Annotated in this window: 17 protein-coding genes; 6 read left to right on the top strand and 11 right to left on the bottom strand. The window is 58.2% G+C overall.

The window, feature by feature from the left end:
- Positions 1-125 precede the first annotated feature (125 nt).
- The 4 genes from B5G40_RS10610 to B5G40_RS10595 all read right to left on the bottom strand — a co-directional run bounded on the left by B5G40_RS10610 (position 126) and on the right by B5G40_RS10595 (position 12,764).
- On the bottom strand, positions 126-4,517 hold the full coding sequence (locus B5G40_RS10610) for a hypothetical protein (protein ID WP_087399588.1): 4,392 nt from the start codon (positions 4,515-4,517) through the stop codon (positions 126-128).
- On the bottom strand, positions 4,510-6,483 hold the full coding sequence (locus B5G40_RS10605) for a hypothetical protein (RefSeq protein WP_206407229.1): 1,974 nt from the start codon (positions 6,481-6,483) through the stop codon (positions 4,510-4,512). The genes B5G40_RS10610 and B5G40_RS10605 overlap by 8 nt, the downstream gene beginning before the upstream one ends.
- A 67-nt stretch (positions 6,484-6,550) precedes the next feature.
- Complete coding sequence (locus tag B5G40_RS10600) at positions 6,551-10,102, bottom strand: tubulin-like doman-containing protein (RefSeq protein ID WP_087399586.1); 3,552 nt, start codon at positions 10,100-10,102, stop codon at positions 6,551-6,553.
- 73 nt (positions 10,103-10,175) lie between these two features.
- Positions 10,176-12,764 (bottom strand): hypothetical protein, encoded by a 2,589-nt coding sequence (locus B5G40_RS10595; RefSeq protein WP_087399585.1) that lies wholly within the window; start codon positions 12,762-12,764, stop codon positions 10,176-10,178.
- Positions 12,765-13,105: 341 nt separating this feature from the next.
- Here B5G40_RS10595 and B5G40_RS10590 point away from each other — a divergent pair, with 341 nt between their 5' ends.
- From B5G40_RS10590 to B5G40_RS10575, 4 genes are all read left to right on the top strand, one after another.
- Positions 13,106-14,464: an NCS2 family permease gene (locus B5G40_RS10590; RefSeq protein WP_087399584.1), complete on the top strand. Its 1,359-nt coding sequence runs from the start codon at positions 13,106-13,108 to the stop codon at positions 14,462-14,464.
- 96 nt (positions 14,465-14,560) lie between these two features.
- Positions 14,561-15,190 carry a TetR/AcrR family transcriptional regulator gene (locus B5G40_RS10585; protein ID WP_087399583.1) on the top strand — a complete coding sequence of 210 codons (630 nt, stop codon included), beginning with the start codon at positions 14,561-14,563 and terminating at the stop codon, positions 15,188-15,190.
- A 148-nt stretch (positions 15,191-15,338) separates the two neighbouring features.
- A complete protein-coding gene (locus B5G40_RS10580) occupies positions 15,339-15,824 on the top strand; it encodes a hypothetical protein (protein ID WP_087188727.1) in 486 nt (161 codons plus the stop codon).
- An 8-nt stretch (positions 15,825-15,832) separates the two neighbouring features.
- A complete protein-coding gene (locus B5G40_RS10575) occupies positions 15,833-16,015 on the top strand; it encodes a hypothetical protein (RefSeq protein WP_087270496.1) in 183 nt (60 codons plus the stop codon).
- A 217-nt stretch (positions 16,016-16,232) separates the two neighbouring features.
- On the opposite strand, the gene B5G40_RS10570 is transcribed toward B5G40_RS10575, so the two are convergent.
- From B5G40_RS10570 to B5G40_RS10540, 7 genes are all read right to left on the bottom strand, one after another.
- Complete coding sequence (locus B5G40_RS10570; RefSeq protein WP_087330146.1) at positions 16,233-17,066, bottom strand: hypothetical protein; 834 nt, start codon at positions 17,064-17,066, stop codon at positions 16,233-16,235.
- Between the two features lie 116 nt (positions 17,067-17,182).
- Positions 17,183-17,833: a TIGR01906 family membrane protein gene (locus B5G40_RS10565; protein ID WP_087188724.1), complete on the bottom strand. Its 651-nt coding sequence runs from the start codon at positions 17,831-17,833 to the stop codon at positions 17,183-17,185.
- A gap of 4 nt (positions 17,834-17,837) precedes the next feature.
- Complete coding sequence (locus B5G40_RS10560; RefSeq protein WP_087399582.1) at positions 17,838-18,488, bottom strand: lysoplasmalogenase family protein; 651 nt, start codon at positions 18,486-18,488, stop codon at positions 17,838-17,840.
- Positions 18,485-19,165: a TVP38/TMEM64 family protein gene (locus B5G40_RS10555; RefSeq protein ID WP_242959389.1), complete on the bottom strand. Its 681-nt coding sequence runs from the start codon at positions 19,163-19,165 to the stop codon at positions 18,485-18,487. Before B5G40_RS10555 ends, B5G40_RS10560 begins: the two co-directional genes overlap by 4 nt.
- 366 nt (positions 19,166-19,531) lie before the next feature.
- Positions 19,532-20,380 carry a metal ABC transporter permease gene (locus B5G40_RS10550; RefSeq protein ID WP_087188721.1) on the bottom strand — a complete coding sequence of 283 codons (849 nt, stop codon included), beginning with the start codon at positions 20,378-20,380 and terminating at the stop codon, positions 19,532-19,534.
- Positions 20,380-21,150: a metal ABC transporter ATP-binding protein gene (locus B5G40_RS10545; protein WP_087330152.1), complete on the bottom strand. Its 771-nt coding sequence runs from the start codon at positions 21,148-21,150 to the stop codon at positions 20,380-20,382. Before B5G40_RS10545 ends, B5G40_RS10550 begins: the two co-directional genes overlap by 1 nt.
- A complete protein-coding gene (locus B5G40_RS10540) occupies positions 21,147-22,067 on the bottom strand; it encodes a metal ABC transporter substrate-binding protein (protein ID WP_087399580.1) in 921 nt (306 codons plus the stop codon). The genes B5G40_RS10545 and B5G40_RS10540 overlap by 4 nt, the downstream gene beginning before the upstream one ends.
- A gap of 224 nt (positions 22,068-22,291) precedes the next feature.
- Here B5G40_RS10540 and glgB point away from each other — a divergent pair, with 224 nt between their 5' ends.
- Positions 22,292-24,067, top strand: coding sequence for a 1,4-alpha-glucan branching protein GlgB (gene glgB, locus B5G40_RS10535; RefSeq protein ID WP_087399579.1), 1,776 nt, complete (start codon positions 22,292-22,294; stop codon positions 24,065-24,067).
- Positions 24,068-24,208: 141 nt separating this feature from the next.
- Positions 24,209-25,429, top strand: a complete 1,221-nt coding sequence (locus tag B5G40_RS10530; protein ID WP_087399578.1) for an argininosuccinate synthase — start codon at positions 24,209-24,211, stop codon at positions 25,427-25,429.
- Positions 25,430-25,599 lie beyond the last annotated feature (170 nt).

Here is a 25,599-nt window from a genome sequence, read left to right as displayed (position 1 = left end):
CTGGCGGCATCATTCTGATTGATGTGGGCAAAGCCATTATAGCAGGAAAAATAGCGCTTTACAACGATAAAGAAACACACCCCCTGTACAGCAAATTGCCGTACAGGGGGTGTGTTTTCACTACCTTAAAGGGGCTTTTGCTTGTCGGTGAAAGGAGTTTGACCGGGCAGCTGCACGTCGGTGGAGAGCGGATACCGGGCCAGATATTTGTTGAAGCCGCGGCCATACTCGTCGTCCCGCATACGGGTGAGCAGCTCCTCACGCTTGCCCAGAGCCCGTTCGCCGATGAGGTAGGCATATTGGATCTCGCCCCATTTTGCCATGCCCTCATAGATCTCGATTTCCTGGGCTTTGCCGTACAGTTTCAGGATGGCTTTGCTGTCCCAGTTGAGGTATTGCCAAATGTGGATCAGCTCATGGGCGATGGTCATGGTGGACTGCATCCGGGGCGCGCCGTTTTCCACCAGTATGGTATAGCCCTTTTTGTCCCGGATGGCTACGCCCAGCACTCTGCCGTCGCTCTTTCCGGTGGGAACAAAGCGTTTGCCCAGCCGCCGATGGAGCTTTTGCGCGTTGACCATCTCCACCCGGACCGACGCCGAAATTTTAGCGCCATAGAAGATCTCCAGGTTTTGCACCACGGTTTGGTAGATGGCCCGGAATTCCTCCTCGGTTTTCACTGCCGTTCGGCTGCAGGTAATACAGCGGTCCCGGCCGTCCGAGAGGATCTCATACTCGGTTCCGGTCAGCTCTACGCCGCAGAAGTCGCAGCAACGGCTGCCGTCCCGCAGGATATCCTGGCCGATCCGTTCGGCGGTGTCCCGGCCCGCCCGGGCCTGCTTGAGCTCGCTGTTGCCGAAGCCCAGGGCCTCCAGATAATCTCTGGTACCCTGTACGTCGATCTGTTCCGGCACCTGGGTACCGCCGTAGAGCAGGTAGCAGCGCAGGTGGTAGGGCTTGCGGGAAATGGGGCTTCCGCCGCCGGCCTGCACCTGTTCCGGCTCAAAGTGGAGGGTGTCCTGCTCAATCGGAGCCGGATTCTCCTGGATGGGAGCCGGGTCAGCATCTTCGGCAATTTCCTCGGCAGGAACATCCTGATCGGAAACCACTTCGTTGGAGCTCTCCTCGATGGTAGCATCAGGAACAGCGGCTTCTGCCTCGGCGGGGTGGTCAGCGGACGGCTCCTCTGGGAGGGGAGAGGTGGATTCTGGCTGTTTTGTCACGGAGGTATCGTCGGAAGGTGGGGCTTCGGTACCCAAGCCTCCCGGAGCGGTGCTCATGAGAGGCGGCATGGTGTTTTCCTTGGGCTTGCGGTGGAACAGCTTCCGGAAGAAGTTGCCGATCTTCTGGAACAGCCGTCTGAAGAAGCCCTTTTTCGGCTGCGGCTCTTCCTCGGCGGGAGGCGCAGTAAAGTCGAGGGGCTCCTGAGCGGGAGGGGGATTCATGCTTAGATCCATTGCCTCCATGTGCCAGTCCAGATAATCGCAGAGTATGGAGAAGATACGGTTGAGGCTGCGCTGTACCGTGACCAGAAGGCCCAGGTCCAGCTGACTGTCCTCAATGATGTAGATGCACCCGTCCTCCAGCTCCGTCCCGTTTTCACCCTGAAGGCTGTAGGTGGTGGGAGCAGCAGCTTCACCGGGCATGACTGCGGCGATGTAGGGCTGATTTTCCGCGAAGAGGGTGCGGAAGATCTCGTTGAAGAGGAGCGCCACCGTGCCGCAGATCTCCTTGGTCAGCATACCATCCCGGTCCGGCAGGGTAATCCGCAGCAGCTGCTTGGCCTGATAGACCCGGTTGGGCACGCCGTTGATAGAGACCACGCTTCCCCCGGCGAAGTTGTTGTATTGATCCAGCTTCCAGTAGGCCGGGGTTTCCACCCGAATGTCGGCGTACTGCCGGACAATGTGCATCCCGGCGATGTCCATCTGGTCGCCCATGGCCTCGGAATCCACCACGTTGGAGAGGTAGTAATTCCGGATCTGGCGGTAAGCGGGACGGCCGGTGATGTGGTCGGCGGCGCGGCGTACCAGCACCTGACCGGCGCTGGTGACCCGGAGCATTTCATAATACTTACCGCCGAAGGTGAAGAACTGGCCGGGCAGGTACTTTTGGAACACATGGCCCCGCAGCTCCGCGCCCAGGTAGTGCTTCTCGCCCTTTTCGTCCTCGGCGATGTAGCCGGCGTTGCGGAGATCGCCCAGTACGATGGAGATAAACTTGGGATCTGTGATGGAGTACAGCAATTCCATCCGGCCCTGCTCCAGGGAGTATTTCTTTTTGACCTGCAGGGTATCGATCCCAAAGACGGTTTCAGCCGCTCCGTGGGAGAAGACCAGACATTCGTTGCCAGCTTTGTCAGTGCGGCTGATACCGCGGCTGCCGCAGTACAGGCAGATGTTATGCCACAGGCTGCCGGGCAGTTCTCCCTGGTCCATGTCTCCCAGTATCAGCTCCTGCTGGATGTCCGCCTCTTTGACCGGCCCGGTGCTCATCCGCAGGCAGAGCCGCAGGATGATATTGCGCTGGGTGGAGGCATAGTCGGCCACTATATAGGGGATGGCCTTGGGGTCAGCGTTGAAAATGCCGTCATTCTCCAGCATATAGTCCTTGAGCAAATACTCCGGCGAGATGATGTTGACAAAGCCCTGGTTGCGGGCCCGGGTGGAGAAGAGCCGCTTCATCTCGAACATATTATTCCCCTCATCCTCTACGGTGAGGAAGTGGTTCTCCCGGATCCGGGCATTCCACAGGTTGGGGGTGGTCTGGAAGTATTCGTCCATGGCCTCCTGGGAGGTGGGCAGCTCCGCATAGTGCAGCAGATCATAGTAGTACTGCTTGGCGATCCAGTGGATATCCACCACCGGGAAACTGTCGCCGCCATACCACTCGGTTACAGGCACCTGGTTTTTCAGCGCGGCGAAGGACAGCTCGGTGCCTACGCCCAGATAGCGGGAGAGGTTGGGCAGCAGGCGGTGCTGCAAGTGGTCGCCGTCTCCGTCCCAGCACATATAGGAGGAGACCCCCTTGTGGTGCTCTGTGGCGGACACCTCGGTGAAGCTGGACAGCAGGATATGGGACAGGGCGTCCACCAGGCCGTCGCAGTTTTTATCGGTGGAGCAGAAGGTGATCTGCTTTCCGTCCTGGCGGCAGCGGCGCATGATGGAGTTCAGACCGATCTGGGCAGTGGTCACCAGCTTGGAGGGTTCCACCACCACCACGAACTCCACGTCCTGGAAGAAGGCGTCGTTGGCCTCATGGAGAGCCAGGTCGTGGACGCTGGAGCGGCTGATGATGCCCACATCCAGCGCCTGGGGGGCGTCGGAGAGCACGCCGATGTTCCACATACCCGGAATGTTGGAGATGGAGGCCAAACCTTCCTGGCACCAGGCAATGATGTCGTCCTCCACAGAGTGGCGGCCCAAAATAATGAGTACCTTCTTGCGGCGGAGCATGACCCGGTTCATGGGGTAGAACACATAGGGGATAAGATCGTAGTAGAAGGGGTTATTGAACAGAATGCTGTGCTCCTGCAGAAGCTCCAGACCGGAGGCCAGGTAGTTGTGGTCCAGCTGAAGGCCGCTCTGGACTTTCTTCCGCATAAAGCGGCCATAGGCCTCCACCTTGGGATCATCGCTCTGCTCCAGCTGCTGGAGCAGGGCGTCGTTGGTCCGGGCTGCCAGCAGACCGGAGTCCACGGTGGTATTTTCCGCCCCCAGCTTGTCTCCAAACAGCTTGGAGAGCACCTTCCGGAGCAGGACATAGTTAGTAACGCTGTTGGCGTGGTCCGCCTCGCCGGTGAGATAGCTGGTCAGCTCCTGGCGGTCCAGTCCATCCGCGAAGAAGTAGATCTCGCCCACAATCAGCAGGCCGAATACGGGATAGAAGGGGACAGAGAGCAGGTCGTTGCGATAGAGCTCGCAGGAGAAGAGCACCAGTGCGGCGGACAGGGCCATGGCGGCATAGTATATGGTTTTCAGGTAGGTGCGGGCCTGGCCGAAGTGGCTGCGGACATACCAGAAAGAACTCTCCTCGTCCTGCTCGTAGAAGAGCTCCGCGCACAGGTCGTGGAGACTACCGCCGGATTTGAAGGCCACCTGGAAGACGGAGATCAGAATCCGCTTCAGCAGGATGTGAACCAACAGGATCAGGGTATTGCCCACAAAGAGCAGGATATAGGCGGGGTCCACCGTTTCCAGCAGGTGGGACAGCGCCGCACCCATATTTTGCAGCAAATCGCCCAGCCAACTTAAGGCGCCGTCCATGGCCTGAGTCAGCTCCGTGCCGGCACTGGTCAGGAGTCCAGCCAGCAGTTCGATCAGCCTGAGGATCCATTCGTCGATCCACCCCAGGAAAATGACAAGCAGGACGCAGTATACCAATGTCACTACCGGCATAGGGAACTGTCGGTCCCGGACAGCCCGTTTCAGGTTGGCCTTTTTATTCAGAAGGGCCAGCAGAAGGAAGGGAAGCAGTGCCAACAGAAGCCATGCCAGCCGGATGATAGTCTCAATCATACAGCTCCTCCCTTCTGATGGTGATGCGATTGATAAAGTCCACAGGCACCTGGATGGTGCTGCCGGGCTGGAGGAACTCGATCTGACGGCGCATACCCTCGGTGTAGGGCACGGGATAGGAGAAATCCACCGTCCGGGTAAAGTCATAGGTATATGCGCCCACCTGCTCCGCCTCGCCGACGGTCCAGCTGTCCACGTATACGCCGAACACTTCCCGCAGCTCCTCCCGGATCCGCCGGATGTCCGTCATGTGCTTTTTCAGGACACGGACCTTCTGACTGTCCGGATCGCCGCTTTGGTTGCGGAAATTCAGGACCTGGAAGCCCCGCATCATGTTGCAGGCGTGGCTGAGATAGTGGGAGTACTGGGCCGTGGAGTGGTCCAGATCCATAGAGATCCGGCCCATCAGATCGTTGTAGTCCCGAAACCGCTTCCGGAGTGCGCTCCGCAGGCAGAACAGGCAGATCACGCCCACCACCACCAGGGCAGCGGCGGCGCCGCCCATGAGGATGAGGGTCCAGAAGCGGCTCTCATCCTCAGAGAAATTGGACAGCAGCAGGGGCAGAAAGCCCAGCAGATACAGGACCAGCACAGTCAGACCCAGCGCAACGGTGGTTCCCTTGGTCATACGGGTCTCGATCTTGCGGTGGATGGCCTTGCTGTGTTCCTCCATCTCCCCCTCATATTTGTCCATGTGGAAAAAATCAGGGGTGTCGGTGGTCACCATGTTCAGTTCCTCTTCGTGGGTGTATTCCTGAACATCTTCCACCTGAAATTCATTCAGGTTCCAGGCCCGGTCTAGATCCACCTGGTTGAGCCTGCGCAGGTCGGTCACCGCGCTCTTCAGGGCCCGCCGGGGCTGCTTGAGCAGCCGCTGCAGGGTGCGCCGGGAGGTCATATAGGTGCCGGTCCATTTGCTGTCCTCGTCCTCCGGGCAGTCAGTGGCCAGGCCCAGCTCCTCCGGCTTGGAATAGAGGTCGGTGCGGTCGATCTCCTGGGAGAACAGCACCGGCACGTTGATGTTGGCGCAGAAGATCTGCTTGGCGTCCCGGTCACTGAGCCGGGCCTTTTCCGTGGACTGGATCTGCTGGATGTGCTGGGTCAGCAGATCGCTGGTGTTGGCCAGCTTGGCATCGTACTGAGCCAGCAGCATCCGAAGGGCCTGTTCGTTGTTTTCACAGCCCAGGCGAAAGACCCGATTGGGCTTGAGGGCACCGGAGGGGGTCTCATTGCAGGAGAAGATCAGCAGGACATACAGGAACTTGATATACTCAAACCCGTAATCCCGGTGCTCCTTGGGCAGAATGTCAAAGAACAGGTAGCGCATTTTGTCAAAGTACAGGTTCCAGTCGTAGAACCTGGAATACTGGATGTCCTCGTTGGGCGTCCAGGCGGTGGTGATATCGCTTTCCTGAGGACAGTAGGTGCGTTTTGCGATACAGATTACTTCCTGTGGCCGGGAAAAATTCAGCTTTTCCTCTCCGATGATCTGCTGGCGCAGTTCCTGCTTGCGGATGCTCTCGGCGAGATACTCGGCAAATTCAGGGTCGTCGGAGGCGTTGTTTTTTCCCCGGGTCACCAGGGGACTTTCGCACAGGTGGGTCATAAGACGGGTCAGCGGCTGCCGGGCGGCCTGTTCAAAGGCCTGGAATTTGGCCTGACGGAGCCGCTCCAGATAGGTGTGCTGCGGCGCGTCCTCCTCCGGCCCGCCGGGGTCGTAGGGGGGCATCTGGAAGGGAACGATATCAAAGGGGTTTTTATGGTCCAACCCCTGCTCGTCACACACCACAACGGCGCGCCACTCCTGATGTCCGGCCACACACTGGGCCAGTTTGGGAACGGAGTCGGCCAGCGTGGTCTCTTCCGGAAACCAGGGACAGAGCGACAGACGCGTCTCGTCGATAAACGGCTGGAGGAATACACGGCACTTTTTGATGTTGTCGATGTGCTCCTGTTCCGCGATCACGACTGTGAACAAATCCTCTCACCTCCGTTTACCAAGCTTTTGTTCAGTCGGTGTCACGCAAAAGCTGTTAACGGAGGCGGGCTCTCATTTCTTCCAGAGCCTGCTCATAGTCGTCGGGCTCGGGAGCGGTGGAGAAGCTGGCCCGCACCCGGCGGTAGATGATGTCGATCACCGGATTCTCCGACACCTTGCCGCCACGATTCAGGGTCTTATACTGCTCAAAGTTGTCCACCATGAGCATGAACTGCTTCTTCAGCAGGTCGCAGAGCAGGAACTTGGCGTCGTTGGGGTTCTCCCACTGAGCCAGCTCGTCCTTAAAGGTCTGGATGACCGCATTGACCAAGCCGGAGATCTCATTGACAAAGCGCAGGCTGCTGGGCAGGGAGTTGTAGTAGGCGATGGGGATCTCAAAGAGGCTGGTCTCCCCATCGTGGAGAATGTCCAGATGGAACTCCGCCAGGTCCTTGGCAAAGGTGGTGCCGGCGTAGTTGGAGTTGCGCACCTTGTCCCGGGCCCGCTTCTTCTCTTTGATCTTCTCCATATCTTCCACCACGGCGGGGCTGATGTACAGAGAGTCCAGGATCTCGTAGAACTCGTCGCACAGGGTGCCGTTGGAGACGATCATATCCACATAGCGCTCGTCGGAATTTTCATATTTGTAGACCTTTTTGCCGCCGGCGGCGGTAGAAATAAAGCGGTAAGTGATGACCTTGTGGATCAGACCGTAGATCAGCGCCTGGTGGATCTTCATCATCTGCCGCTCCTGGAAGCCAAAGTCCAGCTCGGGCATGGCGGACAGGGAGTCCCAACGCTTGTCGATGTGGGTGGAGATGAGGGAGTTCTTGGTGGAGTCGGGGCCGATATTCCGGGAATAGGTCACATAGGCGTTGTGGTACAGTCCCGCGTTCTTCACGCCGGTCTCCGACTCGCTGTAGCAGGAGAACTTGCTCAGCTTATCGGGGGTTAGGTTGTACAGGGCGTTGAAGAAGTGCAGCTCATAGCGGGAGATGGTGTCCACCGCCGAGCCCTTGGGCAGCAGGTCGGTGATGCGGTAGGCCCGCATATCCAGCAGGGACTTGTTGTAGGCGCTGAGCTTGACCTCGCGGGCCTCCTCGTTGCGCAGACGCTGGATGCTGGGGGCTGCCAGACGCTCGCCCATGGCGATGACCTCGCAGATGTGGCGGACGTTGTCCTCGTTGGTCACCTTGTCGATGAGCTTTTTGCTGCTGTCCTGCATCTCCTCACGCATTTTCAGGCGGGACAGAAGCCGGTTCTCCAGAGCGATGGCCTCGATGATGTTGACGTCGATGGCGTCGCACCGGCGGCGTACATCCTTCTTGAAGTAGCCCAGCAGGATGTCGTCAAAAATATCGATGCTCCGGTCGTTCTCCACAATGTCGGCGTTGCGGATCTCACGATCAAAGGACACGTTGGACTTTACCGCGTCAAAGATCTGACCGTTGAGATCGGACTCCAGCATGGAGCCCTCCTCGCTCTGGCGAATGGTGGAGCGTACCAGTTCGTTGAGCAGGTCCCGGGTAGCGCAGACATTGTAGGTGGAGTCGCCCTTGCGGAACTTCAGAGCGTCCACCATATCGTCCTGCCGGCGCTCCAGGGCCTGCACCTTATCGCCGAAGGAGAAGAAGAAACTCTCATACATCTTGCACAGGTCGTCCAGGTACTCGGAACCGAAGGTATAGGCCTCCAGCTTGGCGGTGCACTCGCCGAACTCCCGGATGTGCTTGTGATAGTCGGGGAAGAGCTCGTTGAGCTTCTCATAGAACTTGTTGTCTCCGCCGGAGAACAGGGGGATGGCCTTACGCTTGTCGGGGTCCTGCTCCGCCGAGCACAGATCGTCCAGGTTGGCCTCCACCCGCTTGGTCTTTTCGTGATCGAACATACCGGTGTCGTAGGCGTCGGGGGCGTACAGCTCCAGCCGGGGCAGGATCACGTTGTGCAGGGTGGAGGTGGTGGTGCGTACCCGCTTGTCCATCTCGATCTTGGCCTGATAGAGCATATAGCGGGCGGCGTTGGGGTGGCACACCTCGCCGAAGGCGTTCTTCAGCAGGAACTCCAGGGTGCAGGGGCGCTTTTCGTTGGCGGTCTTGTTCTCGTTCATGAACAGGGCCTCGGCGGCGTTGGCGGCCACCTTCTTGGCCCGGGAGCGCAGCATGGCCTCATAGTTGCGCAGCTTGTCCTTGTTTTCCACCGCGTGGCCCCGGTTGTTTTCGTCCTCATAGTCGATCTCGGTGGCCAGGGCATTGGCGGCGTCCCGGGTGGCCCGGATAGCGGAGTCGGTGGACAGGGAGGCGATCATTTCCTCATCCACGGCCTTAAAGAAGTTTTTGATCCGCTTGTCAGCGTCGTTGAGGAAACGGGCGTTCAGATCCTTGGAGAAGTTATCGGTGGCGGTACGCAGCTTGCCGGTATATACCTCGCCGCGGGTGGGAATCTCGCTCTGGGACAGGCCCTTCTTGATGGCGTCCTGCTTGGCCACATCATAGGCGTGGTCATACTTGGACCACTTGGCCACGTCGCCTTCGCCGCCGATGCTGTCCATGGCCCAGCCGTAGGCGATGTAGTCGGCAATATCCTCATAGGGGTAACGGATCACGCCGGCGCCGATGCCGCCGAAGCGGTTGCGGCCCAGGTTGCCGGGGTTGGACATCTCCTTGATGATGTTGTCCTCCACGGAAAAGGCGTTGGCCTGCATGGGGCCGATGTTCTGCTCGTACAGGGCCTGGGCGGCCTGGGCCTTATACTGCTCCAGGTTTGCCATGGTGGTATCCTCGGCGTTCTGGCCGTCCATCAGGAAGCAGAAGTCGAAGGGCAGCAGGGACAGGCGCTTGAGCTCATTGGTGCCGGGATTGGCAAAATCAATGTGCAGATCCTTATAGCGGCTGAGATCGCTGTCGCCCACGTCCATAAAGCCGGAGCCCTTCATCATGAAGGCGTTGATCTCCTTGATGGTGGCGTAGGCGTTGCGGCGCTGGCTCTCCCGCTCGGCGGTGGAGTCGATGACGCTGTCCAGAGTCTCGGGCAGCAGGATCACAGAGCGCACGATCAGCGAGGTGTTGGGATATTTGGTGTTGACATAATCCCGGACGATCATAGACAGCGGCAGGATGATGCCCGAGCCGGTGCCGCCGGAGGCGGTGGAGGCAATGACAATACGCATGGCCTGCTTGAGGGCCTTGCCGTCCTTGCGGAACAGGTCGTCAATGGCGTCATACAGCGGTTTCAGCTTGCCGGTCTTGATGGTGGCGTTGAGGGCCAGACGGGAAATGGCACGCACCTGACCGGCGCCCTCGGAAACCGTCTTGTCGTACATGACGGCGTTCTTGGGGAACCAGTTTTTCAGGGCGTCCTGATCGTAGTCCAGGTAGTCACCCACGGTCTGGGTGTTGGAGGTCTGGACATAGTAGATATGGGCGCTGCTTTTGGCAATGTCGGACAGGTCGTTGACGTTGGTGTCCAGACAGACAAAATTGATGTTTTCCTTCTCGCCAGGGCGGCACTTCTCGGCCACCCGTTTGACGATGTTGCAGCCGGTACCGCCAACACCGATAAACAAGGTGGGCGCAGCTACGACGTTTTCCTTGATGATCTCTTTGCTCATGTCATTCCCTCCTGATGATCTGGTATCATACTCCTCGCTGCTGGAATGGATGCTTTATGAAAGGACTAGATAGTCATTTGAACTGGAGCTGGACCGACAGGGTAAAGGATTCGCCTGTGATAGTTTCACCGATGAAAGTACAGGTGGGTTTGCCGCCGATCTCGAAGTTTGTGGCGGCCGACGGGCTGGGGATCTGCTTGCCGTCCAGCACCCAGATGATCTCGTTGCCCTCCTCGGATTTGACCAGGGTATGAGTGCCGATCGAAAGGGAGGTAAGGGCGGCGGTATTGGAAGGGGAGATGGTTGTGACTAGGGCCCGGCGGCGATTGGATTTGACCCGCCGGGGCGTGACGGCCTGAAGCTGAAGGGCAAAGCCGCCCTTTACCAGCGGTGAGCCGGAGTAGGCGGGGGTGGATACCTGAATGGAGCCCCGCTTTTTTCCGCCGCCGGAGTAGTTGCATTTGGCTGCGCCCTGGACCATCTCGCCGTCTACGGTGAATACGGTTTGTGCACTGTTGACGGTGATTTTCTTGGGCAGGATCTTGCGGCTGAGGTAGAAGAGGATCAGGGCGATGATCAGCAGAATGATCAGGGCGATGATCAGGTAGCGCAGCCACAGGGGATACGTGCTCAGCTCCACCTGCTTGGTGCCCTCTGCCGAGATCTCCCGGCCGATCTGGTCGTTGGTAACGGCGCGGACGCGGAGACCGTACTTGCCGGAGACGGCGTGTTCATCTCCTGCAATATGCAGGGCATAGGCCGACTCTCCCGGCAGGGGTTCCTGGGTTACGGTCAGCCCGTCTGCCTCCACGATGAGGGTGGTGGCAGCCAGCTGCTCGTCTGTCATGGGCTGCCCGCTGAGGGACAGCTTCACCAGAATGGGGGCGCTGTTCTCCAGGTCGGCGATGACAAAATAGCCGGGACCTTCAAATTCCATGGCCAGCTGATAGCTGTCATCTTCCAGGGTGAAGTCCCAGGCGGCCTCATTGCTCTGGGCCGTGACGCCGAATTCATCGGTATAGCTGGCGGACAACGTCATGTGGTAATCACCGCAGTCGGTGGCCTCCGCCGAACCGGCATAGCGCAGATAGAGAGCGCAGTTGTCGCCCTCCCGAATCAGCTCATAGCCGGCGTTGCCACCATCCAGCGCGGCGTTGAATTTCACCTGCTCCAGAGCCTCGCCGGTGAGCTGGGAGCCCTCATAGTAGACCTGCACCTGGCAGGGAGAATCCTCCAGAGTGGAGAGCGCGTAGCTGTCCTGTCTGCCGGACACCTTGAGTTCCAGAGAACCGGCGGGGCGGGGCGTGACCTGGAAACCGCCGGAGGGCCAACCCAATTGGCTGCTGTCTTTGGTAATGGAGTAGCCGCTGAGGTAAGAGACGTGGATCTTTCCGTCCAGCACGTCCCCCTCTTTCAGTTCCAGAGCCACCTGGCCGCTCTTGTCACTGGTAACGGTCTGCTCCTTGCCGTTGATGGTGTAGGTTACCTCGTAGTTGGTAGTACCCAGAAGGGCAGAGGTGGTCATATTTCCGGTTTTGTCCACCAGCCCGTAGTTGATGTAATAAGTGCCGGGGTAGAGCTCGGAGGAAGAGGTGATGACCGCGCCGCTCTCATCGGTGAGCTGGGCCACCAGATCCACATCGGGCTCGTAGTATACGCTGACGTTGCTTACGTCGCCGGAGTAACTCAAAGAATAGGTTCCGGCCTCCAGAGGCGTGTCATAGATGGCGATATAACCGCTCAGGCTTTTGTCGATGCCGAAGGAGCCGGAGCCGATACCGCTGCCGGCGCCCTTCTCGCTGTAGCGGGGGCTGTATTCCAGGCTGGGGCTGCCTACCGATGCCCCGGAGGCATCCTTTAAAGTCACGCCGCTGATGTTGCTCCCCTGAACGAACAGAATGAGCTTGTTCATGGATACATCAAAGCTGATCTGATTGCCGGAGGCGGTCAGCTTGTCCCGGCCAAAGATCATGTTGCACATATTGGTCAGTTTGCTCAGTACGTCGGCGCTGTTGGCCGCCTTGTCCGCGTAATACTGATACTGACCGTTGCTGGTCACTGTGGGCATGACTGCGACGGAGTCAATTCCCAAATAGAGCACATTGGCCGATTTATTGTACTCGGTGAGCACTTCGGACAGTCGGGCGGAGGTGGCAGACCCCAGACCGGCGCCATTTTCATAGAACTCCGCGCCGTCGGTGAGCACAATGAGCCACTTTTCATCGGCGGTGCTGCGCTGTAGTGCCTGATGGGCGTCCCCGATGGTCTCAATGGGGGTATCTCCCGCGTGGGGGGTGTACATATCCCGGATGGCGGAGATATCGCTGCCGCCGGATACCGTTACCGGGGACTGGCTGGTGTAGCTCTTCCCGTTGGCAGTTACCTCATACATGGGGAACACCTGGAGCGTATCCCCCTGATTCATCATGGAGGCAAAGACTTCGATGGCGTAGGTGGCCCGGCACCAGGCCTTGTTTCCGCTCATGTACATGGAGCCGGAGTTGTCAAATACAATGGCGATGGCGCGGGAGACGGAGTTTTTGGCCGAGCCGGACGCTCCTGCCGTTCCTACTGCGGCAGAAAGCAACAGAATCATTGCCAGCAGCCCGGATAAGATTCGTTGGACCCAGGCTTTGGGATAAAAGCGCGCAGTTTTCCCCATGGACGTGTCCTCCTCTTATGTTCAGCCCTATATCACACACATAGCAAAGGGTTTTGCATTTCTCTCCAAAATTCCGCATGAAAACCCAAAATTCGACAATAATTATATCTCTTGGAATCATGATGTGTCAAGGAACTAGGTAAATCGCGCATACAAAATTTAAGCAAAATGGCGGGCAGCATCGGCGACAGTGGTTGGCTAGCTTCTGGTCGGAGTATGGGCGGAGCATTCAGGGTTGTAGCAGAGGAATGGCTAGTGTATGATAAGAAGGTGTGTGGAAAAGGCAGGCGGAGAGGGCCTGCCTTTCCTGCGGAGTATTGTGTGATGAAGGGGAGGAACGAATGGACAGAAGGTTTCAGATTACGGCCCGGGGCAGTACGGTGCGGCGGGAGATCGTCGGAGGTATTACCACCTTTTTTGCCATGGCCTACATCATTTTTGTCAATCCCAATACGCTGTGTGCCAACGTGGGTACTCAGGCCCAGCCCTTTTTCCCGGCTATGCCGGAGTCCCTCTGGGGACCGGTGCTGGTGGCCACCTGTGTATCGGCGGCCATCGGCTGCTTTCTGACCGGACTGCTGGCCAATCTGCCCTTTGCGCAGGCGCCGGGGATGGGCCTGAACGCCTTTTTTACCTATACGGTATGTCTGGGAATGGGCTATACCTGGCAGGAGGGACTGGCCATTGTACTGCTCAGCGGCTTGCTCTTTCTGGCCTTTACCCTTTCGCCGCTGCGGGGAAAGCTGATTCGTGCCATCCCTGACTTTATGAAGCACGCCATTTCGGCTGGAATCGGATTGTTTATCGCGCTGATCGGACTGCTCAATGTAAAGGTGATCACCCTCAGTGGCACGGTACCCGCACTGCAGCTGTCCACCCTGGTAGACGGACAGCGGGTGTGGAATGTACAGGGGCTGCTGGCGCTGGCAGGGCTGCTGCTTACCGCTGTGCTGATGGCCTTCCGGGTCAAGGGCGCGGTGGTGCTGGGGATTGTAATCACCACTCTGGTCGGCCTGCCGTTGGGCGTGACCCAGATTCCCGAGACAGTGACCATGGAACACATTACTTTGGCGCCGGTCCTGTTCCAGATGGATCTGGGGGGTGTGCTGGAGAAAGGGCTGCTGCCGCTGCTGACGGCGGTCATCAGCTTCGCGATTGTGGACTGCTTTGATACCCTGGGGGCGCTGGTGGGCCTGTCTGCCAATGTAGGGCTGAAGGAAGGGACGGAAAAGCGGAGCGAGCGGGCTCTGGTTGCCGACGCTCTGGCTACCTGCTGCGGGGCCTGTGTGGGTACCTCCACAGTCACCACCTTTGCCGAGTCGGCGGCAGGCATTGCGGAAGGCGCACGCACCGGTCTGAGCTCCATAGTGGTAGGAGTCCTGTTCCTGTGCTCGGTGTTTCTGGCGCCGGTGGCTGGGATCATCCCTGCGGCAGCCACGGCCCCTGCCCTGATCATCGTAGGCGTGCTTACCATGCGCAGCGCTGCATCTATTCCATGGGACGATCTGGAATGCGCTGTTCCGGCCTTTCTCACCATTGCGGTCATGCCCTTTGCCTATTCCATTTCTGACGGGATTGCCTTTGGCCTGATCAGCTATTGCCTCATCAAGCTGCTGCGTGGAAAGGGAAGAGAGGTTTCCGCCTTTACCTACGGTATCGCAGTGATCTTTGCGCTGAAATATGTGCTGGCAAATTTGTAAGCCGGGGCGGTGGATTCGTTTTTTCTTGTACATCCAGTTGGGATATGATAAAATAAAGATAAAGATAAAAAGTTGTTTTTATCTGGGAGGTGCGGAATGCCGAAAGTCGCCTACTCTGAGGAGGAACGAAAGCAGATTCGTCAGGCACTGGTCACCACGGGGCTGGAGCTGATGACGAGGCAGGGAATCCAGCACACGACAGTGGAGCAGATCTATACGGCGGTGGGGATTTCCAGGACCTTTTTCTATTCCTTTTTCCCCACCAAGGAAGATCTGATTGTGGAGATGCTCTATCTCCAGCAGCCCAAACTCATAGCCTATGCCCAAAGTCTGATGGACGATCCTGAACTGAGTTGGCGGGAGGGCGTTCGGCGATTTCTGTACACCTGCTGCTATGGTGAAAAAAACGGCATCGCGGTGTTGTCTGTGGAGGAGCAGCGGCTGATTTTCCGGAGACTGTCGGAAGAAAGCTATCGGACCTTTCGGGACAAGCAGAGGGCGCTGTTTGGCAGCCTGTTGGAGTGTTTCGGGGTCAAAGCAGACCCGGCCAGAATCGGGCTTTTTACCAACCTGAGTCTGTCTGCCATGATCATTTGCCGGGCCATACCGGAAACGCTGCCCCTCTTTGCCCCGGAAGCGGCCCAGCAGACCATTGCGTTTCAGATCAATGCCATTGTGGACTGCCTGGAGCAATTCAAACACAAAGCGCCGGCAGACGGTGTGTAACACCTGTCCGTCTGAGCGGAACCATTTGGCCCTCTGTTCAGGCGGACTGTTTTATAAACTCAATAAATACAAAAATATAAAAATATCTTTATTTTGTCAGGCTGACGGCGGAGCCGTCTCAAAATAAAATGTGCAGGAGGAAACAGCTATGGGATTGTTCAGCAAATTGTTTAAGGGACCTGAGGTAGACATGGAGAAGAGCAACGCCAACGCAAAAAAGATGCGGGTGTTGTTTAATCAGGTGGTGGAAAACGGAGATGAATACAAATTGATTTTCGGCTATACCGAGGATGTGAGCCGGTTCAATTATGGCTTTGTCCACGGCAGCAAGACCAAAATCGGAAATCTGATCGTGGGCTGGAACGAGGCTAGTCAGACCATCGTAGTGGTGCCTACCGTACCTGATCTGTCCGGCTGCGGGGACCCCACCTATTACCGCCGCGCTGAGATCCTGAAGGCCTACCGGAACAAGTATCCCACCGACGCCTTTATCATCTATCCGGACAAGAGAAGCTACATCGGGATCAACGCCTACGACTGGCTGGAGGATGAAAGCCTGTACGTCTATGTGTCCCAGGAGGAGGAACTGAAGGCCTTTACCGACTTCTTCCTTAACCGCTTTGCCACCAAGTGAGGCGTCCCATGCCCCTGATGGAGATTGGCACCATTGTATTGGTGCTTTTGGTTATCGTTATTTTGGGAAATCTGTGGTTTCACTTTGTGGAAGCCATTCTGGAGCGGATCAGGCGGCTGTTTCACCGGAAAGAGGAGCCGCCGGCGTGGCATCCCCTTCCACCAGAGCAGGAGGACCGGGAGGATCGCTGATATCCACAAAAGCCCAATCAATAAAACACCCCCTGACCTGCCCCAGTTCAACGGGCAGGTCAGGGGGTGTTTGTGCAGCGTCAGAATACCGGAATATGAGCCTCCATCATGATGGCTCTCCTCCCTCCAGTTCATCCAGACAATGGAGGCAAAACCATCCCGGACCCGGCTTGCTGGCCGGGTCCGGGATAGCTGGTACGGAGGGGTGGGGCAAAGGTCAGGAGCAGCAGCCCTTCAGCTGAGGATGGCAGTCGCCGCCGGGGGTGGGGCTGCTGGGGGGGAAGAACTCGTTGACGGGGAACTTCACATGGCGGAAGATCTCGCAGGGGTCCTCCTCGCCGCCGCCGCAGGCGCACTCCTTCTCAGGCATACAGTAGTCATACACCGGCATAAGCAGCTGGGAATCCCGCTCCAGCCGGATGATGGAGAACTGGCCCAGGGTGACATAGATCCGCTTGCCCTGGCTGCCGCAGCACAGCTCGCTGTTGAAGCAGCCGCAGATGCAGGGGGGCACGTCGGACAGCTCGCAGTCGCAGGGATGGCACTCGCATACATCCACCAGCTTCATGTTGAGGACGATGGGGTCTACCACCTCCACCACGGCGGTGGGCAGGTTGCTCTGGCGGAGCATCTGCTCATCCAGACCTTCCAGCGAGGTCTGAGAGGAGAAGATCTTGGCGGTGCCTTCACTGCCGAACAGGATCACCCGCTTGTCAAAGACGCACAGGCCGCTGACCTCCACGGGCCGGGCGGCGCCCACAAAGGCGTCGGCGGTGACCCGGTAGAAGTAGCGCACGTCAACGGTGTAAAAGCCCCGGTTGAATCCAACCGGCTCCACATCGATGTACACATAGAGCAGCTCGGCCTTGCCGGCCTTGATGCTGACGGCGCGCTCAATGGCCGCCTGGGAACTCTGGGTGGGATAGAAACGCAGATCTTCGATACAATCCTTATCCTTGCAGGAATCGTAGATCTTTTTCGTGTGTATGCATACGGCCTCCCGGATGCAGGCCGCATCCTGGACCGGACCGGGCATCATCTTGTCGGGCATTGCAATACCTCCTAGCAGATATTGGAGGGACAGTTCCCTTCCGCTCCATTCTATGTTTGCCCGGCCGGTTGGTGCGGAGCAAAAGGCCCGCCGTTTACACGCGGCGGGCCTGTACCTTATTTCTTTCTGCGCAGAAGGTCGGTGAGGATCAGGACGGTACAGCAGGTCAGGAGTACCACCCCAATAAGGATGGCGCAGTTGCAGAAAAACTCCTCCGGCATAACCAGGATGATCTGGTCGGTGGCGGAATCGAAGATCCAGTTGTCCTTGCCGGGGAAGAAAATGGCGTGGAAGATCACAAAGGCCCGGTTAAAATCCAGAGCGGCCAGTCCGGCCAGTATCAGCACAAGCCCACCGGCGGTTACGCCGGCCCAAAAGCCGGGGCCGTGCCCCAGCAGCGGTTTGTAGACCCATTGTTTTCCAAGCCGGAGAATCAAAAGGAGCAGGCAGGCGGCGGCGCTGATGCCCAGTACCCAGAAGTCCAGCAGGAACAGCTCCCGTACATCGGCAAAATGACTGTAGCCGGATTGGGACCAGGCCAGCTGACCGGTGCCGAAGGGCTTGCCAAAGACGCAGAAATCCAGTACCTCATCATAGGCCTCACGGATGGTTTCCTCCGACCAGCCGGTACGTTCAGGCAGATCCAGCATATCGATCTGGATGTAGTAGAACGGACGGAACAGAATGGGGACCGCGATGGAAAAACTGAGAATCAGCAGGGCCAGCAGCAGAGCGGCCAGAGCGGTAACTGCTTTGGGCAGCCGCATGGGATCACTTCCTTTTGACAGACAGAGAGATCAAAACCTGGGAGGGCAGATAGAACAGCCACATCCCCACCCGGGCAAATTCCACCAGGGGACCGCCTGCCGCCGGGAACCAGGCGGACAGGTTTTGCAGCCCCACGCAGAGATCGCAGCCCACAAAGAGAAACAGCCCCAGGGAAAAGCCCCGGAAGGGGGTGCCCAGGCTGAGACTTTCCAGGGCATTGCAAACAAGCTGAGAGAAATAGAAGAGGGAGAGAGCAGTCAGACCGTCCAGTGCCCCCAGCCGCCAGGCTGTTATCAGGGCGGCAACAGCCAACAATCCCCGCAGGGTCAGCCGCAGAGGCAGCTTTTCCGGCCGCAGTTTGGCGATGCGGGTCAAATAGAGCAGCTGCACGACGCAGAAGCAGGCTACCCCTATCAGATACCAATGGTCCAGTACCAGCAGGAACAGGTCGGCCAACAGGGTAAAGCCCAGGGCAGTTTTCATCAGCAGACCGTCCCGCCCCTGTCCAGTCCGGAGGACAAAACAGAAGCACAGCAGGATGGAGAGATATTTGATTGGAATATCCCATCCGCTGTCCGGCCGGAACAGGTCCAGACAGAGAAAGATCAGGTAGAGACAGCCCTCCAACAGCGGAAACCATAGGATACGCTTCATTTCTTAAAGCGCTCCAGCAGCTTCTGCTCCCAGCGGTCGCCGTATTTCATACAGATCAGGAAGACGGACAGTCCCGCAGCGCCCAACAGGGCCATGGCCCAGTAGGGAATGGCCAGCACTGAGCCGCCCACCAGACAGGACACCAGCAGGCCCCAGGGCCGGGCAACCAGCACCAGAACGCAGAACCGCTTCAGGGGGATATCGGTGAGACCGGCCAGGATACACAGCAGATCGTCGGGGAAAAAGGGAAAGAGGAAGGCCAGGAAAAGAAACACATCCCGCTTGCGGCGGATGATGTCCAGATATTTTTCCGACACCTTCTGACTGACCAGCCTATCCACGAACCGCTGGCCCAGCACCCGGGCCAGCCAAAATACCACGACCGATCCCACAACAACTGCTGCCCAAGTAAGGAGAAAGGCGGGCCAGGTGCCGAACAGCAGAGCGCCGGCCAGAGCGGTAACATTGCTGGGGATGGGAGCCACCACCACGCCAAGCAGCTGGATCACAAAATAGAACAGATGAGAAAAGGGTGCAAAACGGGCGATATAGGCCCGCATGGCGTCCAGCGAGCCCAGCGAGGAGAAAAAGCCGGTTTTCCAGAGTAGCAGTCCGCTGCAGCCCAGCAGGAGGATGGCCAGCAGCAGGGCCGGAAGCCATTTTCGGGAATTCTTCAAAGCGCGTCGCCTCGTCTTTCTGTGTTCTGTTCTATAGGCTACCATATGTTACGGCAGACTGTCATTAAAATTTCTTAAATTTTCCCGCAAAACGCAAAAATCCACACCCGAAGGTGTGGTTCTTGTCCGTTGGTGGAAAGGACTTATCGCTCGCTGGAGACAACTTGCTCATTGCTGCCAAAAATCAGCTCATCCACATCATTGTACATAATATTGCTTCACCTCCCTGTCTGTTGTTTGATCTGTGCTTAGTATACGCGCAAGTCTGGTAAAGAACAAGAGGAGGGAGGTAAAGCTTTAATCAAGTTTGGGGATGGATTTGGTCAAAAGCTCCGGAGAGGGATACCTCTCCGGAGCCGAAAACCGTTACATCCGCTTTTTCCGCAGCAGGAAGGTGATGGCAAACCACAGGGCCAGGTACAAAGTGATGGAGGCGCCTGCGGAGGAACTGAGCTCATAGGAGGTCATGAGTCCTGCGATTCCGGCCACCACCGCGGCCAGAATGGAGATCAGATGGAACTGGCGCATATTGCGGGCCAGATTGCGGGCGGCGGCGGCAGGCAGGACCAGCAGGGAGTTGATGACCAACAGGCCTACCCAGGTCATGGACACGGTGACCACCACGGCAATGGCCATGGAGAAGATGGCCTCCTGCCAGAACACCTTGACGCCCCGGCTGTCGGCCAGGGTGGGGTGGATGGAGGAGAGCATCAGGCCGTTGAAGGAGCACAGCCACAGTACCACCACGACCAGCAGGATGACCGCCAGCAGGGCAATCTTTCCCGGTTCCACACTGAGGATATCACCGATGAGCAGACTGTTGAACTTGGTAAAGCTGCCGCTGTCAAAGGTGGCGATAAAGATGCCCAAAGCCACGGCGGTGGAGGAGAACACACCAATCACCGTATCGCTGGCCATGTTGGACTTACGCTGGACGTAGGTAAAGAGCAGGGCAAAGGCGGCGGCCAGCAGAATGGCGGCCCACATGGGGTCGGCCATACCGCACAGAGTGCCGATGGCGATGCCGGTAAAGGCGGAGTGGCCCAGAGCGTCGGAGAAGAAGCTCATTCGGTTGGTGACCACCATGGTGGACAGCAGGCCGAACAGGGGAGAGATCACCAGCACCGCCAGCAGGGCATTTTTCATGAAGTACATGGTGCCGGGGGCTGCCCACTCGAAGGGGAGCAGCTCCACCAGGGAATACCACAGTTCCATCAGGTGCGCCCCCCTTTCCCCAGTGCCAGATGAAAGACCTCCTGAAATTCGGGAGAAGAGAGAACCTCGTCGGGCGGCCCCACTTTGAGCACCTGGCTTTTCAGCAGAATCACCTTGTCGGCGTACTGGTCCAGGGTGGCAAAGTCGTGGGTGGACAGCAGAATGGACAGGTCAAACCGGGTGCGGATTTCGTCCAGCATATCCAGCAGCTGCTTCTCGCCGTCCACGTCCACGCCGGAGAGAGGCTCGTCCAGGATCAGGATATGGGGCAGGGGCTCCAGCGCCAGAGCCAGCAGCACCCGCTGAAGCTCGCCGCCGGACAGGGCTCCCATCCGCCGGTCCAGCAACCCTTCGCCGTGGACCCGTGCCAGACACTGGGATACCCGCTCCCGCAGCTTTTTGGGGGAGGGCAGGAATACCGGCCACTTGGAGATGGCGGCGGAGAAGAAATCAAATACGCTTACCGGGTCCCCACGGTCGAAGCTGGGGGACTGGGGCACATAGCCGATAAGGGGCCGGGTCTTATCGCCGCCGGCTCGCTGAAACTCAATGACGCCGGAGTGAGGGATCTGCCCCAGAATGGTGCGGAACAGGGAACTCTTACCCGCTCCGTTAGGGCCGATGAGGGCCACGATCTCCCCGCAGTGGAGGTGGAAAGATACGTCGTGGAGGACCTCTTCATTGCCAAAGTTGACCCCCAGGTCGGCCACCTTCAGGCAGCAGGAACCGGCGCAGCCGGGGCCGGAAGTTCCGTGTTTGTGTACGCTCATCCAAACGCCTCCACAATGGTATCAATGTTCTTCTGCATGGCATCCAAATAGGGCTGGATGCCCGTGCCTTTGCCGCTCATGATCATATCCAGCTGATAGACCTGACAGCCCACCTCCCGGGCGATGGTGTCAGCGGAGGCAGTAGAACCATTGACCTCGGTAAAGATGGGCATGGTCCCCAGGTCGTATTTCTGGGCAAGCTTGATGGCGTCCACGATCTCAGCCAGCTCCTGGGCGGAGGCGGTAGAACCTTCTTCTTCTTCAATGGCCTTAAAGATGGTCAGGCCCATGGCGTTGGCAAAGTATTGGAAGCCGTCGTGGAAGGTGACAATGGAGCGGCCCTTGTAGGGCGCCAGCGCCTCTCGCCAGCTGAGGTCCGCCTCCGTCAGCGCGGTCTGTGCAGCGCTTTCATTCTGGGCGTAAAGGTCCCCGTTGGCGCTGTCCAATTCGGTCAGAGACTGGGAGATCTGACTCAACATGAGACTGGCATAGGTGGCGTCCATCCAGATATGGGGATCATATTCGGCGTCGTGGTCATGGCCCTCATGGCCCTGGGCAGGCAGCAGATCCATCCCCTCTGAGCAGTCGATGACCTGAGCGGAGGAGGTGGACAGGGCGTCGTCCATAAAATCTTCCAGTCCGGCGCCGTTCATGACGATGACGTCGGCCCCCTCAATGGCCTTCATGTCGGCCACGGTGAGGGTGTAGTCGTGGAGGCAGGAGGTCTGCTGGTTCACCAGCAGGCTTACTTCTACACCCTCCGCGCCCTCCGTCACTGCGGTGGTGAAGAGGTAGACCGGGTAGGTGGTGGCCACGATATGGAGGGTGTTTTCATCCTGGGGCTGGGAGGCGGCGGGCTGTCCGCAGGCGGAGAGCAGCAGGCCAAAAGCGCACAGGGGCGCAAGCAGTTTTTTCATGTGGTTCCCCTTACAGTTGAGTAGTTTTATTATAACATCTTATTATATCGCTTTTTTCTGCCGGTGTAAAATAAAATCTTTATGGACGATTTCAAAAAAGAAACATAACAGCGTTAAAATTACTCTGTTAAGTTAATGCCGGGTGTGATATGATGGAAGTAACAGGCACCGGCGGTTTTTGAGGAACTTGTCGGAGTACATCCAAAGGAAAAGGAGTCCACAGGATGGATTATTACGCGTTTTATACCGGACAGTGCTTTGACGCATACCGCTATCTGGGGGCCCATCGGTCGGGAGAGAAGTGGGTGTTCCGCACCTTTGCACCCTCCGCTGCGGGGGTGGTGCTCCTTCATGGAGGCCGGGAGCTGCCCATGGAGCGAATCCACGACGGCAATTTTTATGAGGTGCGGGCAGAGGGCGTCCAGCCGGGGGACTGTTATCAGTACCGCATCTACCGCCGGGATGGGGGCTATACCGACCACTGCGACCCCTACGGTTACGGCATGGAGCTGCGGCCGGACCATTGCTCGGTGGTGCGGGATCTGGGGACGTATACCTTCCAGGATGAGAAGTGGATGGCGGGACGGACCGACCGTCGGGAGGACCCGCTGAATATCTACGAGCTTCACCTGGGCTCCTGGCGGCGGAAACCGGACGGGAGCTGGTACCGCTATGACGAATTAGCCCAGCCTCTCATCGACTATGTGAGGGAGTGCGGCTATAACTATGTGGAGTTCCTTCCTATCAGCGAGCATCCCTGCGATGAGAGCTGGGGCTACCAGATCACCGGCTTTTACGCTCCCACCAGCCGGTACGGCACCGCAAGGGAGCTGATGATGCTCATTGACCGGCTCCACCAGGCGGAGATCGGGGTCATTTTGGACTTTGTACCCGCCCATTTCGCGGTGGACGACTACGGCCTGGCCAAGTACGATGGTACCGCCCTCTATGAGTACCCCCACCGGGATGTGGAGGTCAGTGAGTGGGGGAGCCACAATTTCATGCACTCCCGGGGGGAGGTGCGCTCCTTCCTCCAGTCCTGCGCCCAGTACTGGCTGGAGGAGTTCCACTTTGACGGCCTGCGGATGGACGCCATCAGCCGGATTCTATACTGGCAGGGGGATGAGGCCCGTGGAGTGAACGGGGACGGCGTAGCCTTCCTGCGTACCATGAACCAGGGGCTGAAGCGCCTGTGTCCCGGCTGCATTCTGGCGGCGGAGGACTCCACCAACTTCCCCAAGGTCACCGCTCCGGCGGAGCAGGGGGGACTGGGCTTCGACTACAAGTGGGACATGGGGTGGATGCACGACACCTTGTCCTATTTCCAGACGCCGCCCGATCAACGGCCTGCCCGGTGCCACCAGCTTACTTTCTCCATGCACTATTTTTCACAGGAGCGCTACCTGCTCCCCCTGTCCCACGACGAGGTGGTCCACGGCAAGGCCACCATTTTGCAGAAGATGTATGGTGATTATGACGGCAAGTTCCCCCAGGCCAGGGCGCTATACCTTTATATGATGGTCCATCCGGGAAAGAAGCTTAACTTCATGGGCAACGAGATCGGCCATTTCCGGGAGTGGGACGAAAAGCGGGAGCAGGACTGGCTGCTGCGGGACTTTCCCATTCACGACGCATTCTACCACTACATGGCGGAACTAAACCACATCTATCTGGACTACCCCGCCTTGTCCCGGTGGGACTATCGGCCTGAGGGTTTTGCCTGGCTGGACTGCGGCCGGGAGGACCCCTGTGTTTTTGCCATCCAGCGTCAGGGAGACGGGGAGCGGCTGGTTGCCCTCTTTAACTTGAGTGACCAGGCCCGGCAGTACCAACTGCCCGCTACGGCAGGAGTAAAGCTGCGTCTCCATACCGATTGGCAGCGCTTCGGCGGTTCTACGCCGGAGGAAGAACAGCATAAACCCACCGGCGGTGTGCTGACGGTATGCCTGCCGCCCTATTCCGGACAGCTATATTGCATGGAATCATACAAATATTCATAAATAAATGAATATTATACACAATACCCAAAATAATACCCAAGGAGCAAGGGAAAAATACGCATATTTATGCGATATAACACTTGCAATTTTATTTAGGCTGTGGTACACTGTGTCCAACATAAACAAACGGAGGTTTTTACCATGGCTGACATTAAAAAAGTGGTACTCGCCTATTCCGGCGGTCTGGATACATCCATCATCATCCCCTGGCTGAAGGAGAACTACGGTAATCCCGAGATCATCGCCGTGGCCGGCGACGTGGGCCAGAACGACGAGCTGGAGGGCCTGGAGGAGAAGGCCATCAAGACCGGCGCTTCCAAGCTGTACGTGATGGACCTGGTGGACGAGATGGTGGACGACGTCATCATCCCCTCCATGCAGATGGGCGCCAAGTACGAGGACTATCTGCTGGGCACCGCCTTTGCCCGGCCCGTCATCGCCAAGGGTCTGGTGGACATCGCCAAGAAGGAAGGGGCCGACGCCATCGCCCACGGCTGCACCGGCAAGGGCAACGACCAGATCCGCTTCGAGCTGGCCATCAAGCGCTTCGCTCCTGAGATGAAGATCATCGCCCCCTGGCGTGAGTGGGACATCAAGAGCCGGAACGAGGAGATCGACTACGCCGAGGCCCACAACGTGCCTCTGAAGATCAACCGTGAGACCAGCTACTCCAAGGATAAGAACCTGTGGCACCTGTCCCACGAGGGCCTGGATCTGGAGGACCCCGCCAGCGAGCCTCAGTACGACAAGCCCGGCTTCCTGGAGATGGGCGTGTCCCCCGTGAAGGCCCCCGACGCCCCCACCTATGTGACCATCGACTTTGAGAAGGGCTGGCCTGTGGCCGTGGACGGCGAGAAGATGAAGGCCTCCGACATCATCCGCAAGCTGAACAAGCTGGGCGGCGAGAACGGCATCGGCCTGCTGGACATCGTGGAGAACCGGATGACCGGCATGAAGGACCGCGGCGTGTACGAAACCCCCGGCGGCGCCATCCTGTACCGGGCCCACGAGGTGCTGGAGATGATCACCATCGACAAGGACACCGCCCACATGAAGAGCAAGCTGGCAGTGGACTTTGCCGACCTGGTATACAACGGCAAGTGGTTCACCCCCCTGCGGGAGGCCCTGTCCGCCTTCGCTACCGAGACCCAGAAGCACGTTACCGGCCAGGTGAAGCTGAAGCTGTACAAGGGCAACATCATCACCTCCGGCGTTACCTCTCCCGAGACCCTCTACTCTGAGGACATCGTTACCTTCCAGGAGAGCGACTACAACCAGAACGATGCCACCGGCTTCATCAACCTGTGGGGCCTGCCTGATACCGTCCTCGCCCTCCGCGACCAGGGCAAGCTGAACAAATAAGAGGCGTCGTTCTGGTCCCCGGCGAAGCCGGGGCGGCGCGGGTGCGCCGCACAAGCGTTTTCGCCCCGCGAAAACCTTGGCGCAAGGGCGAATTCAGTTCGCCCGCGCAAGTGAGATCAAAGGGGTCCCCGGCGGCCCTGCCGCTGGGGAGACGACGCCACCGGCTTCAT

Origin of the sequence: Flavonifractor sp. An9 (assembly GCF_002161245.1) — a bacterium.
In the GTDB taxonomy this organism is placed as follows: domain Bacteria; phylum Bacillota; class Clostridia; order Oscillospirales; family Oscillospiraceae; genus Flavonifractor; species Flavonifractor avicola.
The sequence above is the reverse complement of the archived record's forward strand: the minus strand, read 5'-3'. Positions and strand labels throughout refer to the sequence as shown.